Genomic DNA, 15,855 nt, shown 5'->3' with positions numbered 1-15,855 from the left:
GCGACGACGTAGCGAGGGTCAGTGGACGGACGACCGGCGACCCCCCGGGGCCGGGCACCCCTTGACGACCACCGGCCCCAGCCGACGCCGCACGCCCGATTAACGCGACGGCGCGGCGGCTGGAAGCTGGGCGACTGGCGGCTGCGCAACCGCATGCTGCTGCTCGTCCTCGTCCCCCTGATCGCCATCATCCCGCTCGCCGGTGTCCGCGTCGTGACCGACCTGGGCACCCTGCGCGCCGTCGGCGACCTGCGCGACCAGGCGCTCCTGGCCCAGCGGATCTCCACGCTCGTCAACCAGGTCGGCGAGGAACGCGACCTGACCGAGGTCGCGCTCACCGGCAGCGGCGTCCACGGCGACGCCTCACTCGCCCGGGCGCAGCAGGCCACCGACACGGCCGCCGGGGCGCTCACCACCGCGCTGGACCGCTACCACCGCGGCGTCGCCGACCTGCCGCCCGCCACCCGGCAGTTGGGCGACCGCGCCGAGGCCAGGCTCGGGGACCTGGCGCCGCTGCGCGCCTCCGTGGTGCGGCTGGGCACGGTCGCGCCCGCCTTCACCGCGTACACCACGATCATCGACGACCTGATGGACTTCGGCGACCAGCTGTCCGTCAACACCACCGACCACACCCTCGGCAACCTGGTCGCCACGCTCGCGAACGTCGAGCAGGCCGAGGAACAGACCTCCGTCGAACGCGGCTACCTGGTCGGCGTGTTGCGCAGCGGCGGCTTCACCCTGGAGCAGAAGCAGGAACTGGAGCAGGCCCAGGCGCAGTTCACCAGCGCCTACGACGCCATCGCCAACGACGCGCCGGCCGGGATCGTCAACCTCTACCAGTCCACCGTCAGCGGCAACGAGATCGGCGCGGCGGACGGCACCCTTCAGGCGGTCACCGACGCGGCGCAGGAGGGCACCCCGCTCAGCAGCCTGGGCACCGGCGAACAGAGCGCGTACCAGGCGATGACCGTCAAGGTGAACGCGATCCGGAGCATCCAGGCCCGGGTCATCGCCGCGATGACGCAGCGCGCCTCGCACCTGCTGGACGCGGGCCGCAAGGAGCTGTACGAGAACGTCGCGATCATCGTGGCCGTGGTGCTCCTGTCGCTCCTCGGCGCCACCGTGCTGGCCCGCTCGGTGGTCCGCCCGCTGCGGGCGCTGCGCGGCTCGGCGCTGGAGATCGCCGACCAGCGGCTGCCGGACGTGGTGCGCAGGCTCGGCGACGCCAGGTTCGCCGATCCGGGCGAGGCCGAGGACCTGATGCGGGTGCGGCCGATCGGGGTGCGCTCGCGCGACGAGGTCGGGCAGGTGGCGCGGGCCTTCGACCGGGTGCACTCCGAGGCGGTGCGGCTCGCCGCCGAGCAGGCGATGATGCGCGGCAACGTCAACGCCATGTTCACCAACCTCTCGCGGCGCAGCGAGAGCCTCGTGCAGCGCCAACTGCGGCTCATCGACGAGCTGGAGGGCGGTGAGCAGAACCCGGGACGGCTGGAGAGCCTCTTCAAACTCGACCACCTCGCCACCCGCATGCGCCGCAACAACGAGAACCTGCTCGTCCTCGCGGGCGAGGAGCAGGGCCGCCGCTGGAACCGCCCGGTGCTGCTGCTGGACGTGGTCCGCGCCGCCACCGCCGAGGTCGAGCAGTACGAACGCGTCACCGTCACCGAGCTGCCGGACATCGCGCTGGCCGGGCACGCCGCGACCGACGTGGTGCACCTGATCGCCGAACTCATCGAGAACGCGGCCGAGTTCTCCGCTCCCGACACCGAGGTGGTCGTCGGCGCGACGACGCTGGGCTACGGCGCGGTGCTCGTGGAGATCACCGACGCGGGCCTGGGCATGTCGCCCGAGGAACTGGCCGAGGTCAACGAACGCCTCGCCGAGCCCCCGGTGGTCGACGTGTCGATCTCCCGGCGGATGGGCCTGTTCGTCGTCGGGCGGCTGGCGTCCAAGTACCGGGTGCGGGTGGGGCTGGAGCGCGCGGCGACCGGTGGCGTCAGCGCCTTGGTGACGCTGCCGATGTCGCTGCTGAAGGCGGCGAGCGAGGTGGACAGCGACGCGGGCACGGCGTTCGACCTGGCGATGCGCCCTGGCACGTACGACGCGCCGACCGGACTGAGCGGGATGCTCGGCGGCGAGCGGGCCCACCCGCAACAGGCGCTCGGCGAGCAGGCCTTCACAGAGCGGGCTTTCACGGAGGAAGCCTTCCCCGACGAGCCGGAGGACGACGCGGCGTTCGAGCGGCTGGTGCGCGAGCACCGCGGGGCCCCGGCGCGCGAGGGGTTCGGCTGGTTCCACGAGGAGGAGCCGGAGACGCCGGAACCCCAGAACGCCTACCCGGGCGCGGACTTCACGTGGTTCGAGGAGCAGCCGCAGGGCACCGAGCCGGACGGCGTCCACGCCTTCACCGATCCGCCGCCCCCGCCGTCGCAACCGCCTTCGGCGCCTCCGTCCGCCGGGCAGCCCGCCCCACGCCTGCCGATCTTCGAGGCGATCGAGTCGGAGTGGTACGGCCACGAGCAGCAGGGCGGGGCGCCGCTGCCACGACGGCGGCCGGGGCACGGCGTGCCGCCCGAGCACAGCAGGCCCGCCCAGCCCCCGGCGCAACCGCCGCAGGCCTTCGACGCCGGGCGACCGCAACTGCCGCGCCGGGTGCGGGGCATCCCGCCCGCCCAGCGCCAGCAGATGGCGCCCCCCGCGAGGGCCCCGCGGCCCCAGCCGCAGCCCCTGCGTTCGGCGGAGGCCGCCGAACGGCTCAAGCAGCGCCTGTCCAACTTCCGGCAGGGCGTACGGCACGGCCTCGACGAGACGGGCGGCGGCCGTGGGACGGGCGCGGGCCCGGGCGAATCGGACGCGCGGTGAGCCGGACCGGACGCACGGCGAGCCGGGCGGGCCCCGCGCGCCGCGCCGCGACCCCGGGCCGTCGACCGGCCGCCCGCACCCCCGCGTCGTCGGGCCCCCGGTGGGCCGAGGCGTGCAAGACGCTGACCACGTCGATCCCTAGGAGTCCCCATGGCCGAGCTGAGCGAGGCGGCGCAGAACCTGAACTGGCTGATCGCCAGGTTCGTGGACCGCGTCCCCGGAGTCGCGCACGCGGTGGTGGTCTCCTCGGACGGGGTCCAGCTGGCCGCGTCGCAGGCGCTGCCGAAGGAGCGCGGCGACCAGCTCGCGGCGGTGGCCTCGGGGCTGGCCGGGCTGACGACGGGGGCCGCGACCGTCTTCGACGCCGGGTCCGTGACCAGGACCGTCGTGGAGATGCAGCACGGGTACCTGTTCGTGGCGGCGATCAGCGACGGCTCGGTGCTGACGGTGCTCTCCTCGCCCAACTGCGACCTGAAGCTGGTCGGTTACGAGATGACGCTGATGGTGGAGCGCACCGGCGAGGTGCTGACGCCGAACGTGCGCGCCGAGTTGCAGGGCGCGTTGGCCGGATGAACGTGACGAACGTGTGGAGGGCCGATCGCCCCGGCCACGTGGGGAAGGATGGGCAGTCGTGAGTGGAGACCACAGGTCGTCACCGTTCGTGCGACCGTACGCCGTCACCGGCGGCCGGACGCAGGCGCGGTACCAGCTGGCGATCGAGGCTCTGGTCAGCACCAGCCCGCACGTGCCGTACGGCGGGGCGCGGCTCGCGCCGGAGAAGCGCGCGATCTGCCGGCTGTGCGTGGAGTTGAAGTCGGTCGCGGAGATCGCCGCCCTGCTGAAGATGCCGCTGGGCGTGGCCCGCGTCCTGGTGGGCGACATGGCGGAGAGCGGCCTGGTCCACGTGATGCAGCCCGGCCACGCGGAGGGCGTCCCGGACATCACACTGCTGGAACGGGTCTTGGTCGGATTACGCGGGCTGTAAGGCCTGGGGGGCCGAAGAGAACGAGGAGAACGAAGAGAACGAGGAGAACGAAGGCGACGCGGGATGAACGAGCACACCGGACTGGCCACGTCCTTCGGGGCGGCGGCCCGCACCTACGACCGCTACCGGCCGGGCCCGCCGCCCGAGGCGGTCGACTGGCTGCTGCCGCCGGGCTGCGGGTCGGTGCTGGACCTGGGCGCGGGCACCGGACTGCTGACCCGGGTGCTGGCGGGGCGCGTCGCGGACGTGGTGGCGGTCGACCCGGACTCGCGGATGCGCGAGGTGCTGGCTCAGGCCTGCCCGGGGGCGGTCGCGCTGGAGGGCACGGCGGAGGCGGTGCCGCTGCCGGACGCGCGGGTGGACGCCGTGCTGGTCTCGGCCGCCTGGCACTGGATGGACCCCGCCCGCGCCCTGCCGGAGATCGCCCGCGTCCTGCGTCCCGGCGGCACGCTCGGCATCCTGTGGACCCGGCGTGACCGGAGCGTGGCGTGGGTCGCCGAACTCGACGCCTACGTGGCCGGCTTCCTCGGTTCCGGCGACCGGGTGGGCCGTACGATCCAGCACATGACGGAACACCTCTGGCTGCCGGAGGGCGCGCCGTTCACCGACGTGGAGTCGCACGCGGTGCGGTGGGAGACGCGGGTGACGGCCGACGAACTGGTCGGCATGTTCACCACGTACAGCGGCTACCTGACCCAACCGCCCGACCGCCGCGAGGAGTTCGCCGCCGCGATCCGCTCCCGTTTCCGCGCCCTCACGGCCACCGACACCGGCACGCTCCCCCTCCCGATGGCCTGCCACTGCTGGCGGCTGCGCGCGGTCACCGGCTGACGGGCGCGCCGCCTCAGGCCTCGGCGCCGACCGGGCGGAAGGAGTGCTCGGGGGCCGGGAGCCGGGAGGCGAGGATCCCGGAGCGCACCCGGCCGGTCAGGACTCCGGCGAGGAACGCGGTGCAGGTCAGGTCGTGGTGCTCCCAGCGCGGGCCGCGCGACTCGTTGACCATCACGGTCCAGGCGTCCGGTGACGCACCGGGCCGCACCAGCCAGTACAGCACCTCGCCGCTGTAGGTGGATCCCCAGGCGACGAGGCGGCTGCCCTCCTCCTCCAGCTGCTCCGGCTTGTCCTCGCCCATCTCCCAGAAGTCCTCGAAGTCCTCCATCCGGCCGTCGTTGTCCGCGACGAGGTCGTGGGAGGCGTCAGGGCTGTCCGGCTCCAGCAGCCACACGTGCCCGTCGAACAGCCCCGCGCCGAACGCCCCGACCAGGTCCCGGTAGTCGGCGGGCAGCGCGGTGCCCAAGGCCTCCTGGGCGGCGCTCCAGTCGGGGGTCCGGCCGGGGGCGGTCGGCGCGTACAGGCGGATCAGTTCGGCGAGGGACGCGTCCACGGGGCGGCTCCTGGGGTCGTCGGTCGGCGTCGTCGGGGGCACGGCGGACGGCCCGCATGGTATCGCCCGCCCGCCGGGGTGGTCGCGGTCATGCCGGGGCGGTCGCGGTCATCCGGAGCAGTCCTTCGGGATGTTCATGATGGTCACGGAGTTGGTGCCCTCGCCCGCGCGCAGGGCCCGCCGGGTCTTGGTGTCCCGCGAGTAGCCCTTGAACGTGAAGCCGTCCGAGCTGCGCGCCTCCAGGGTCAGGCCGACCGGTATGACGTCCTTGTCGCTGGCGTACACCGGCGTGACCTTGTAGTGCACGACGTGGCCGTTCTTGACCGCCTGCTGGATCTGCAGCTCGTAGTGGCGCATCACGGGGGAGTTGGCGAACTCGTGCATGGTGGCGAAGTTGCGCGGGTCCTCGTTGGACCCGCCCAGCAGCGAGCCGAGCAGGTGACCGCGGTTGTACTTCTTGTCGGGGTCCCAGCCCGCGCCGGTGTCGCCCCAGCCCGCCGGGTCCGGCTGGGCGTCGGTGTGGCCGCCGAGCATGTCCTTGTGGATGACCGCCTCGACACCGGTGGCCCGGTTGCCCCGGCGGCTGTCGAGCGCCCCGTAGGCGACCCGGCCGCCCCAGGTGATGTCGGCCGGCTCCCAGCTGGCCTTGAGGCCGAACGGGTCGGCGGACGCGTACGGGTTGTCCACGTACGCGGAGGGGTTCGGCGCGGGGCCGAGTCCTAGCGGGTCCTGGCTCGTGTACTGCGCGGTGTGCGGGTCGTAGTGGCGGAAGTGGTTGTAGTTCCAGCCGGTCTCGTCGTCCGCGTACTGGCCGGGGAAGCGCAGCGGGCACTCGACGGTCTCGGAGGACGGGTCGGTGACCGGGACGCCCCACAAGGTGGTGCGCCGCTGCCAGGCGATCTCGCCGTCCGGGGTGACCAGTTCGGTGGGGGTGCCGACCAGGTCGGTGACGATGGCGTGGAAGCGCGCGTCGGTGTCCGCCTCGCCGGGGTGCCGGTCGAGCTGGGCGACGGGACGGTGGGTGCCGGGCTTGTACTCCCAGGTCGTCGTCGCTCCGTCGGCCCCCGTGCGTTCCGCGAGGACGCTGCCGGACCAGGCGAACTCGGTGCGCTCCAGCACCGTCCCGTCGGCGTCGAGGCGCTGCTTGGCGGTGCGCCGCCCCCACGGGTCGTAGGCGTACCGCCACCGCTCGCCCCGCTCCGTCACGGTCTCGACCAGCTGGTCCAGGGCGTTCCAGGTGTAGGTGCGGGTCCGGGTGCGGCCGTCGAGCAGCCGCTTGGCGGCGCGCACCACCCGGCCCCGCGCGTCGTAGGTGTACCGGGTGCGCCCGAAGCGCCGCGTGGTGGCGCCCTCCTGCGGCGCGTCCGGTGCCTCGCCCGCCGGCTCCAGCGGGGTGGTGGCGCCGGTGAGGTTGCCCAGCGCGTCGTACGCGTAGGACTCCGTCCAGCCGCGTGCCCGCACCGCCGTGACCCGGCCGGCCCGGTCGAGACCGAACTCCCGTGATGCGCCGGTCAGTTCACGGATCTCGGTCAGCAGGTCGTCCGCCCGGTAGGCGAACTCCCGCTGCTGCACGACGCGCCGGGCGTCGGCCCCGCCCGCGCTGAGCACCTGGCCGGTGAGCCGTCCGGTGCGGTCCCAGGTCTGCTCGACGGTGACCCCGGAGCCGAAGGAACGCGCCGTCTCCCGCCCGAGTCCGTCCAGGGTGAAGGCGGTGGCGTTCCCGGCGAGGTCCATCTCCCGCGGGAACCCCACGGCGTCGTACGACCAGGTGGACACCACACCGGAAGGGGTACGGCGTTCCACGGGACGGCCCAGCGCGTCGTAGGCGTACCGCATGGTGCGGCCGTTCACGGTCTCGGCGGTGACGCGGCCCAACGCGTCGAACTCGCGGGCCACTTCGGCGTGCGCGGTGGCCGACCGGCACAGGTTGCCCGCCGCGTCGTAGGCGTAGGTCGTCCACTCGTCCCCGTGCCGGTGCTCGACGAGGCGGCCGAGCGCGTCGCGGGAGAAGGTGATCGTCGCGCCCGCGGAGTCGGTGCGCGAGACGAGGTCGCCGACCGCGTCGTAGGCGTACTCCAGGACCCGCCCGGAGAAGTCGGACTCGCGCACGAGCAGCCCGCGGGCGTCGTAGGCGTAGCGCCACACCTGGCCGTCGGGGTTCGTGACGTCGGTCAGTCGCAGTTCGGTGTCGTGACCGAAGGCGTACGTGACCCCGTCCGGGCCGGTGGTCGAGGACGGCACGTCGAAGTGCGACGCGGCGTAGGCGGTGGTGTGGCCCGCGCTGTCGGTGTGGGCCACCACGTTGCCCTCGGCGTCGTGTTCCCAGGTCTCCCGGCGCCCGTCGGCCCGTTCGCACCACGTGACCTGTCCCTCGACGGTCCAGCCGAAGCGGACGACCTGGCCGAGGGCGTCGGTGGCCTCCACCACGCGGCCGAAGGCGTCGCGGCGGGCGGTGGTGCGGCGGCCGAGCGCGTCGGTGAGCGCCACCGGCAGCCCGGCGGCGTCGTGGGCCACCTCGTAGCGCGCCCCCAGCGGGTCGGTGGCGGCCACCAGGCAGCCGTGCGCGTCGCGGACGAACTCCGCCCGGGCGCCAGTGGGATCGACCGACGCCGTCCGGTTGCCGCGTTCGTCGTACTCGGTGCGCCACACCCCGCCGCCCGCGTCGGTGACCGCCACCGGCAGGTGCATCGCGTTGTACGCCACCTCGGCGCGGGAGCCGTCGGGGTGGGTGACGGCGGTGAGGTCGCCCGCGGCGTCGTGGGTGAAGCGCGTGGTGCGGCCGAGGGCGTCGGTGATCGCGGTGGTGGCCCGGTTCGCCTCGTCCCACTCCCGCACGGTGACGTTGCCGAGCGGGTCGGTCGTGCGCACCAGGCGGTGGGCGTCGTTGTACTCGTACGTGGTGGTGGCGCCCAGCGAGTCGGTGAACCGCGTGGTGCGGTCCTCGTACGCGAAGGTGCCCGCCATGCGGCCCTCGCTGCCCTCGGTCCGCACGACCCGGCCCGCCTCGTCGTAGGCGTAGGCGTAGCGCGTGCCGTTGCGGTCGGTCCACGCGGTGACGCGGTGCCGGTCGTCGTAGGCCAGACGCACGGGCAGGCCGGAGGAGTTGACGATCTCGGTGAGGTCGCCCGCGTCGTCGTGGCCGAAGCGGGCCAGCACGGTCTCGGTGCCGGGCCCGTCGGTGTCCAGCAGCCGGAAGCCGGTGACGCGCGGCAGCGTGGGATGGCGGTCCACGGCGATCCGGTAGCCGCCGTGGTGGGAGATCAGGGCCGGGGTGTCGTCCGGGGCCCAGGTGATGTCGATACGGCGGTCGTTGCGGTCCTCGACGCCGGTGAGCCTGAGGATCACGCCGCCGGGCACGCCGGGGGCCGGGCGGGGGTCGCCGAAGACCAGGGTGCGGCCGGTGCGCGGGTCGGTCACCCGCATCGGGTCGCCGGGCACCCCGCTCCAGGCCAGCGGCATCCGGGGCCCGCGCACCGGCAGGACCGGGCGGTCGGGGCCGGGCGGCGGGTACGCCAGGAGCATGCCGTCGGCGGAGGCGAACACCACGCCGTCGGCGTCGAGTTGGAGCCGCTGGTCGAGCGTGGAGGCCCAGGTGGGGCCGAACCAGGTGCCGTGCCGGTAGGAGGACAGGTGGGTGCGTTCCAGCACCAGTTCCAGCGCGCCGGGCAGCCGGACGTCCACCGCGGGCATCAGCATCTCGCCGGTGACCACGTCGACCGGGTCGGTCTCGCAGTGCTTCTCGTCGCCGGGGATGGCGCCCCTGCCGTCGGCCCCCGAGCGCAACCCGCCCGGCTCGCCGGGGTGTTCGCCGTCCGCGGTGTGCTCCGCGTCCCTGGCGGCGTCCGACGCGGACCGCTCGCCGCTCGCGGCCCGGGAGGCGGCCGACGAGCCGACCCCCGCGACGTCCTCGGGGTCCCGGTGGGCGCCGGGCTCGTGGCGGTCCAGCGACCCGGCCTTGCCCGCCAGGTCGTCCTCCGCCTTGTCGAAGTCGTCGGCGGCCTTGTGCACGTACTGGGAGATGCGGTGGTGGCCCTTGGCCAGCGCCTGCGGGACCTTGGCGGCGATGTGGTCGATGAACTCGACGGTGGGCTTGACCAGTTTGCTGACGAAGTCGCTCACGGCGGCGGTCAGCCTCCGGTGGTGAAGGACAGGGCGGACATCTTCGAGGAGAACGTCCGGCCGCCGCTGAGGTTGGCGTCCACCTGGTCGCCGATGGTCCCCGCGTGGACGCGCATCGCCCCGGTGTCGAGCTTCAGGCCCGGCGGCGGTCCGCCGACCGCCAGGTGGGCGACCTCCTCGAACAGCAGCTTCTCCACGGCCCGGTCGACCTGTTCCTTCAGCGGGCCGGTCATCTTGCCGACCAGCACGCCGACGACCTCCTGCTCGAAGCGCTGGAGTATGCCGTCGAGCAGCCGGTTCTGCAGCTCGATCTCGGCGGCGGCCGCCGCCTCGGACAGGCCGAGGGTGAAGACCGCGCCGATCTGGTCGCCGATCAGCTCACCGGCGGCCACGCCGAGCTGCACCAGGCACTCGTCCTTCATGCCCTCGACGCCGACCGCGGCCACCTCCAGCGCGTCGGCGAGCAGCCGGCACACCTCGATGAGGTCCTTCATGTGGTTCTGCGTCTTGCCGGCCCACAGCTCGGCCAGCGCGGTGTACGACTGCGCGGCGTAGACCTGCGGCAGGTCGCCGGTGACGACGCCGTGCGTGACGTTGTGCGAGGACTCGCAGTCCTGCGCGTACGAGCGCAGGTTCCTGGCCGCCTCGCGCAGCTGGTCCTCGTCGATCTCCGGCCAGTTGAAGCCGAGGATGTTCACGACCTCGGCGAGCCAGTGCGGCAAATTGATCGACATGCGTCCCGCCCCCGTTTCCCCCTACAGCGCGCATGACTTGCTGATTATCGCACTGAAGGGGGCCGGGTAACGTCCTGGCGGGGCGTCAGCCTCGTCGCAGAACCGTACGGTTGAGCCCCGACGCCGCTCACGACTCGTCCTCGCGACCGCTCCGGCTCACGACTCGTCCTCGCCGTCCCCCTCCAACTCGCCCTCCGTCTCCAGGAAGACCTGCCGCAACGCCTCCAGCGTCGCCGGGTCGGGCTTGGCCCACATGCCACGGGACTCCGCCTCCAGGAGGCGTTCCGCCATGCCGTGCAGGGCCCACGGGTTGGCGTCCTGGAGGAAGGCGCGGTTGTCGTCGTCCAGGACATAGGTCTGGGCGAGCTTGTCGTACATCCAGTCGGCCACCACGCCGGTCGTCGCGTCGTAGCCGAACAAGTAGTCCACGGTCGCGGCCAGTTCGAAGGCGCCCTTGTAGCCGTGGCGCTTCATCGCCTCGATCCAGCGGGGGTTGACCACCCGGGCCCGGAAGACCCGCGAGGTCTCCTCGACCAGCGTGCGGGTGCGCACCGTCTCCGGGCGGGTGCTGTCGCCGATGTACGCCTCCGGGGCGCGGCCGGACAGCGCGCGGACGGTGGCGACCATGCCGCCGTGGTACTGGAAGTAGTCGTCGGAGTCGGCGATGTCGTGCTCGCGGGTGTCGGTGTTCTTCGCGGCCACCGCGATGCGCTGGTACGCGGTCTCCATCTCCTCGCGCGCCGGGCGCCCGGCCAGGTCGCGGCCGTACGCGTAGCCGCCCCACGCCGTGTAGACCTCCGCGAGGTCGGCGTCGGTGCGCCAGTCGCGGCTGTCGATGAGCTGGAGCAGCCCCGCCCCGTACGTGCCGGGCCGGGAGCCGAAGATGCGGGTGGTCGCCCGGCGTTCGTCGCCGTGGGCGGCCAGGTCCGCGCGGGCGTGCGCGCGCAGGAAGTTGGCGTCGTCCGGCTCCTCCAGCGCCGCGACCAGCCGCACCGCGTCGTCCAGCAGCGCGACGACGTGCGGGAACGCGTCGCGGAAGAAGCCGGAGATGCGCAACGTGACGTCCACGCGCGGGCGGCCCAGCTCCTCGGCCGGGACCGCCTCCACGCCCGTCACGCGCCGGGACGCGTCGTCCCACACCGGCCGCACGCCCAGCAGCGCCAGCGCCTCGGCCACGTCGTCACCGGCCGTGCGCATCGCGCTCGTTCCCCACAGCGACAGGCCGACCGAGCGCGGCCAGTCGCCGTTGTCGGTGCGGTAGCGCTCCAGCAGGGAGTCGGCGAGCGCCTGGCCGGTGTCCCAGGCGAGGCGGCTGGGGATCGCCTTCGGGTCGACGGAGTAGAAGTTGCGGCCGGTCGGCAGCACGTTGACCAGCCCGCGCAGCGGCGAGCCGGACGGTCCGGCGGGCACGAAGCCGCCGTTCAGCGCGTGCACGGCCGCCTCGATCTCGTCGCCGGTGCGCTCCAGGCGCGGGACGACCTGCCGGGCGGCGAAGTCCAGCACGCGGCCGACCGCCTCGGGGTGCCCGGCGGCGACGCGTTCGACCGCGTCCGGCGACCAGCCCGCCGCCTCCATCGCCTCGACCAGCTCACGCGCGCGGGCCTCCGCGTCGTCGGCGTCGGTGCGCGTCGCGGCCGACTCGTCCAGGCCGAGCGCCTCGCGCAGGCCCGGCAGCGCGGCGCTGCCGCCCCAGATCTGGCGGGCGCGCAGGATCGCCAGCACGAGGTTGACGCGTTCCGGACCGGTCGGTGCCTGGCCCAGCACGTGCAGGCCGTCGCGGATCTGGGCGTCCTTGATCTCGCACAGCCAGCCGTCGACGTGCAGCAGGAAGTCGTCGAACTCCGCGTCGTGCGGCCGGTCGTCCAGCCCGAGGTCGTGGTCGAGCTTGGCGGCCTGGATCAGCGTCCAGATCTGCGAGCGGATCGCGGGCAGCTTGGCCGGGTCCATCGCGGCGATCGAGGCGTGCTCGTCCAGGAGTTGCTCCAGGCGCGCGATGTCGCCGTAGGAGTCGGCGCGGGCCATCGGCGGCACCAGGTGGTCCACGAGCGTGGCGTGCGCGCGGCGCTTGGCCTGCGTGCCCTCGCCGGGGTCGTTGACCAGGAACGGGTAGACCAGCGGCAGGTCGCCGAGCGCCGCGTCGGGGCCGCAGGCGGCGGACAGGCCCGCGTTCTTCCCCGGCAGCCACTCCAGGTTGCCGTGCTTGCCCAGGTGCACCATCGCGTCGGCGCCGAAGCCGCCCTCCTCGCGCCGCGCCGCGATCCAGCGGTAGGCGGCCAGGTAGTGGTGGGACGGCGGCAGGTCGGGGTCGTGGTAGATGGCGATGGGATTCTCGCCGAAGCCGCGCGGCGGCTGGATGAGGACGAGCAGGTTGCCGTACCGCAACGCGGCCAGCACGATGTCGCCCTCCGGGTTGCGGCTGCGGTCCACGAACATCTCGCCGGGCGCGGGACCCCAGTGCTCCTCCACCGACTCCCGCAGCTCGCGCGGCAGTCGGTCGAACCACCGGCGGTAGTCGGCGGCCGGGACGCGCACCGGGTTGCGGGCGAGCTGCTCCTCGGTCAGCCACTCCTGGTCGTGGCCGCCTGCCTCGATCAGCTCCCGGATCAGCTCGTCGCCGTCGCCGGAGACCAGGCCGGGGATGTCGGCGTCGCCGAAGTCCCAGCCGTCCGCGCGCAGCCTGCGCAGCAACGCGACCGCGCTCGCCGGGGTGTCGAGGCCGACCGCGTTGCCGATGCGCGAGTGCTTCGTGGGGTACGCGGACAGCACGAGGGCGAGGCGCTTGTCGGCCACCGGGATGTGGCGCAGGCGGGCGTGGCGCACCGCGATCCCGGCGACGCGGGCGGCGCGTTCGGGATCGGCGACGTAGGAGGGCAGGCCGTCGGCGTCGATCTCCTTGAAGGAGAACGGCACGGTGATCAGCCGCCCGTCGAACTCCGGCACCGCGACCTGCGTCGCCGCGTCCAGCGGGGACAGGCCCTCGTCGTTCTCCTCCCACGCGGTGCGCGGCCCGGTCAGGCACAGCGCCTGGAGCACGGGCACGTCGAGGGACGCGAGCGCGCCCGCGTCCCACGCCTCCTCGTCCCCTCCGGCGGAGGCGTCGGCGGGCCGGGTGCCGCCCGCCGCCAGCACGGTGGTGACGATCGCGTCGGCGGTGCCGAGCGCGGCGAGCAGTTCGGGCTCGGGCGCGCGCAACGAGGCGACGTACAGCGGCTTGGGCCGGCCGCCCGCGTCCTCGATCGCGGAGCACAGGGCGTCCACGAAGCCGGTGTTGCCGCTCATGTGGTGGGCGCGGTAGTAGAGGACGGCGATCTCGGGGCGGGTGCCGTCGGGGCCATCGGCGCCGTGCGCCTCGCGTGCCTCGCGTTCCAGCGCGCCCCAGCTCGGCGCGGGGCTCGGCGGCTCGAAGCCGTGGCCGGTCAGCAGCACGGTGTCGGACAGGAAGCGGGCGAGCTGCCCGAGGTTGTCCGGGCCGCCGTGCGCGAGGTAGGCGTGCGCTTCGGCGGCGATGCCCACGGGCACGGTGGACGCCGCCATCAGCTGGGCGTCGGGGGCCTGTTCACCGGTGAGCACGACGACCGGGCGCGGCCCGGCCAGCAGCAGGTCGAGCCCTTCCTGCCAGGCCCGCACCCCGCCCAGCAGGCGCACGACGACGAGGTCGGTGCCCTCCAGCAGCCCCGGCAGCGCGTCCAGGTCCAGCCGCGCCGGGTTGGCCCACCGGTAGGCGACCGGCCCCTCGGCGGCGCGGGCGCTCAGCAGGTCGGTGTCGGAGGTGGACAGCAGCAGGATCACGGCGGGCCTTCCTCGGGGTCCGCGCCCCGGGTGGGAGAGGGACGGCGGGAGTTCCTGGCTCCCCCGCGCGAACGGGGTGACAGTGGCGGGACCGCACCGGACTCGCACCGGTTTCCTCCCCCAGAGCCGTCCTGGGCACGAGCATCTTAACGACGGCCGGAAGGCGCGCGGCGGGGAGCCGGGGGCGGGCGGCGGACGGCGGGCGCCGGGTGCACCCGGCGGTCCGCTCACAGGTGCAGGATGGTCGCCACCAGTTCGCGGCGGCTGCGGACACCGGTCTTCGCGAAGACGCTCTTCAGGTGGTCCTGCACGGTGGCCGCGGTGATGTGCAGTTCCATGGCGATGGCCCGCGAGGGCAGGCCCGCGACGACCCGCGCCAGGACGTCCCGCTCGCGCGGCGTGAGCCCGTACGCGAGCAGCAGCAACTCGGCCACGTCCGCGCTCGGTGCCGGGTGCAGCGTCACGGCGAGGGGCGCCGCGTACGGGCCACCGCTCAGCGGCGAGGCGTGGACCGAGAGCCACCGGCCCGAGCGGCCGCGGATCCGCCCGTAGGCGGGCAGCGTCGCGCCTCTCCCCCGCGCGGCGACTTCCAGGACCGCGATGGGCAACTCCGCCCCGGACGAGGCCAGTTCGTCCCGCCAGAGCTTCGCGGCCGGGTTCTCCGAGAGCAGGCGCAGGTCCTGGTCGAGCAGGAGCACACCCGCCTCGTCCGGGCCCGCGGCGGCCTCGGCCGGTGGCCGGTGGACGGCCCGGCGCAGGGCCGCGGCCACCGGGGCGGACAGCCGTCGCAGAACGTCGACGTCGTCCGGGGTGAAGTCGGGCCGCCCACCGCCCGCGAACAGGGCGATGGCGCCCCAGCACCGGTGGTCCACCACGAAGCTCGCCCGCAACTCGTGCCGCGCGTCGATCATCGGGAGCACCGCCCGGTAGCGGTGGCTGGAACGGGGGTCACCGCCGGTGGCCGCACCGAGCGTGCCCGCGCGCACCTCGGAGCGGGCGAGCGCCGCGAACTTCAGTACGTCGTCCACCAGGTACTCGTTGTGCGCGGCGGCCACTGCCGCGTCCGGCGTGAGCCCGGCGCTCACGTCGTCGGTGATCAGCAACGTCGTGGGGTCGATCGTGCCGAAGCAGTAGGAGTCGGCCGGGACGAGCCGCGTCAGCCGCTCGGCGATCCGGCGTCGCAGCTCCCGGGAGTCGAGGTCGAGACGGCAGATCGCCTCGATGTCACGCACGGTCTCGCGCCGGGCCACCGGGGAACTCACCGGCCGAACGGTATCCCAGAAGTGTGGGATGGCCGGGTGGATGCCCGATGCCTACCGTCGGTCCGGAAGACGGAGCGAAGGCAATCCGGAAGACGGCAATCCGGAAGACGGAGCGAAGGCAACAAGCGAAGGCAACAGAAGCAACAGGAGGTGTCGCGGCATGTCCCCGTCCATGCTCACCGTCGGTCTCGATCCCGCGCTGGTGGACGACGCGGCCTCGTCGCGGGCGGCGTTCCCCGAGATCGACGCCGAAGCGGTCCGGGCCGGTGTGGCCGCCGAGCGGGCCCGGCTGGAGGAACGCGGCTTCACCGTGGACGTCTGCCTGCTCGACTACGGCCGCACGGCCGAGGCGGTCTACCGCGCCGCGCTGTCGGGGAAGGACTACGACATCGTGATGATCGGTGCCGGTGTCCGGCTGGACCCGGCGCTGACCCCGCTCTTCGAGGTCCTGGTCGACACCACCCGCGAACTGGCACCCGGCGCGAAGCTCTGTTTCAACGTGAGCCCGACGACGACCGCCGAGGCCGTCCGGCGGTGGTGGCCCGAACGCAAGCCACTGGTCTAGTACTTCGTCCGTGACGGCGTGGGCGCCGCGCGCGGAGGGCCGGCCGGCCGCGTACCCGCGTCGACTACCCGCTGTCGCCATGGGTAGGCGTCCGCGCGGTTCGTCGGAACGTCACGGTCGACGGAGTCCGGTGGCGACAGCAGGCGCGGCGGGCA

Annotated in this window: 10 protein-coding genes and 1 riboswitch; of the genes, 5 read left to right on the top strand and 5 right to left on the bottom strand. The window is 73.8% G+C overall.

What is annotated here, in order from left to right; genetic code table 11:
- Positions 1 to 153 precede the first annotated feature (153 nt).
- The 4 genes from K7472_RS17710 to K7472_RS17695 all read left to right on the top strand — a co-directional run bounded on the left by K7472_RS17710 (position 154) and on the right by K7472_RS17695 (position 4,678).
- Positions 154 to 2,862 carry a nitrate- and nitrite sensing domain-containing protein gene (locus K7472_RS17710; RefSeq protein WP_222979115.1) on the top strand — a complete coding sequence of 903 codons (2,709 nt, stop codon included), beginning with the start codon at positions 154 to 156 and terminating at the stop codon, positions 2,860 to 2,862.
- A gap of 150 nt (positions 2,863 to 3,012) precedes the next feature.
- Positions 3,013 to 3,435 (top strand): roadblock/LC7 domain-containing protein, encoded by a 423-nt coding sequence (locus K7472_RS17705; protein ID WP_222979114.1) that lies wholly within the window; start codon positions 3,013 to 3,015, stop codon positions 3,433 to 3,435.
- Between the two features lie 13 nt (positions 3,436 to 3,448).
- Positions 3,449 to 3,847 (top strand): DUF742 domain-containing protein, encoded by a 399-nt coding sequence (locus K7472_RS17700; RefSeq protein ID WP_222979113.1) that lies wholly within the window; start codon positions 3,449 to 3,451, stop codon positions 3,845 to 3,847.
- Positions 3,848 to 3,910: 63 nt separating this feature from the next.
- Positions 3,911 to 4,678, top strand: coding sequence for a class I SAM-dependent methyltransferase (locus tag K7472_RS17695; RefSeq protein WP_222979112.1), 768 nt, complete (start codon positions 3,911 to 3,913; stop codon positions 4,676 to 4,678).
- Positions 4,679 to 4,691: 13 nt separating this feature from the next.
- On the opposite strand, the gene K7472_RS17690 is transcribed toward K7472_RS17695, so the two are convergent.
- The 5 genes from K7472_RS17690 to K7472_RS17670 form a co-directional block, all read right to left on the bottom strand.
- Positions 4,692 to 5,231 carry an SMI1/KNR4 family protein gene (locus tag K7472_RS17690; RefSeq protein ID WP_308013962.1) on the bottom strand — a complete coding sequence of 180 codons (540 nt, stop codon included), beginning with the start codon at positions 5,229 to 5,231 and terminating at the stop codon, positions 4,692 to 4,694.
- A 108-nt stretch (positions 5,232 to 5,339) separates the two neighbouring features.
- Positions 5,340 to 9,350 carry a DUF6531 domain-containing protein gene (locus K7472_RS17685; RefSeq protein ID WP_222979111.1) on the bottom strand — a complete coding sequence of 1,337 codons (4,011 nt, stop codon included), beginning with the start codon at positions 9,348 to 9,350 and terminating at the stop codon, positions 5,340 to 5,342.
- Positions 9,351 to 9,358: 8 nt separating this feature from the next.
- Entirely contained in the window at positions 9,359 to 10,084 is a 726-nt protein-coding gene (locus tag K7472_RS17680; RefSeq protein ID WP_222979110.1) for a WXG100-like domain-containing protein, read from the bottom strand.
- Positions 10,085 to 10,240: 156 nt separating this feature from the next.
- Positions 10,241 to 13,873: a cobaltochelatase subunit CobN gene (gene cobN / locus K7472_RS17675; RefSeq protein ID WP_222979109.1), complete on the bottom strand. Its 3,633-nt coding sequence runs from the start codon at positions 13,871 to 13,873 to the stop codon at positions 10,241 to 10,243.
- Between the two features lie 32 nt (positions 13,874 to 13,905).
- A riboswitch (cobalamin riboswitch) is annotated at positions 13,906 to 14,025 on the bottom strand.
- A gap of 75 nt (positions 14,026 to 14,100) precedes the next feature.
- Positions 14,101 to 15,135: a helix-turn-helix transcriptional regulator gene (locus tag K7472_RS17670; protein ID WP_222979108.1), complete on the bottom strand. Its 1,035-nt coding sequence runs from the start codon at positions 15,133 to 15,135 to the stop codon at positions 14,101 to 14,103.
- A 160-nt stretch (positions 15,136 to 15,295) separates the two neighbouring features.
- Here K7472_RS17670 and K7472_RS17665 point away from each other — a divergent pair, with 160 nt between their 5' ends.
- On the top strand, positions 15,296 to 15,700 hold the full coding sequence (locus K7472_RS17665) for a hypothetical protein (RefSeq protein WP_222979106.1): 405 nt from the start codon (positions 15,296 to 15,298) through the stop codon (positions 15,698 to 15,700).
- The last annotated feature ends 155 nt before the right edge of the window (positions 15,701 to 15,855 follow it).

The sequence above is a fragment of the Streptantibioticus parmotrematis genome (genome assembly GCF_019890615.1).
GTDB classification, from domain to species: domain Bacteria; phylum Actinomycetota; class Actinomycetes; order Streptomycetales; family Streptomycetaceae; genus Streptantibioticus_D; species Streptantibioticus_D parmotrematis.
Note: the sequence above shows the minus strand (reverse complement) of the source record. Positions and strands in the feature narration are given on the sequence as shown.

Coding starts and splice junctions, on each gene's coding strand:
- K7472_RS17710 (WP_222979115.1), top strand. CDS start 154: ATGCTGCTGCTCGTCCTCGTCCCCCTGATCGCCATCATCCCGCTCGCC.
- K7472_RS17705 (WP_222979114.1), top strand. CDS start 3,013: ATGGCCGAGCTGAGCGAGGCGGCGCAGAACCTGAACTGGCTGATCGCC.
- K7472_RS17665 (WP_222979106.1), top strand. CDS start 15,296: ATGTCCCCGTCCATGCTCACCGTCGGTCTCGATCCCGCGCTGGTGGAC.
- K7472_RS17680 (WP_222979110.1), bottom strand. CDS start 10,084: ATGTCGATCAATTTGCCGCACTGGCTCGCCGAGGTCGTGAACATCCTC.
- K7472_RS17695 (WP_222979112.1), top strand. CDS start 3,911: ATGAACGAGCACACCGGACTGGCCACGTCCTTCGGGGCGGCGGCCCGC.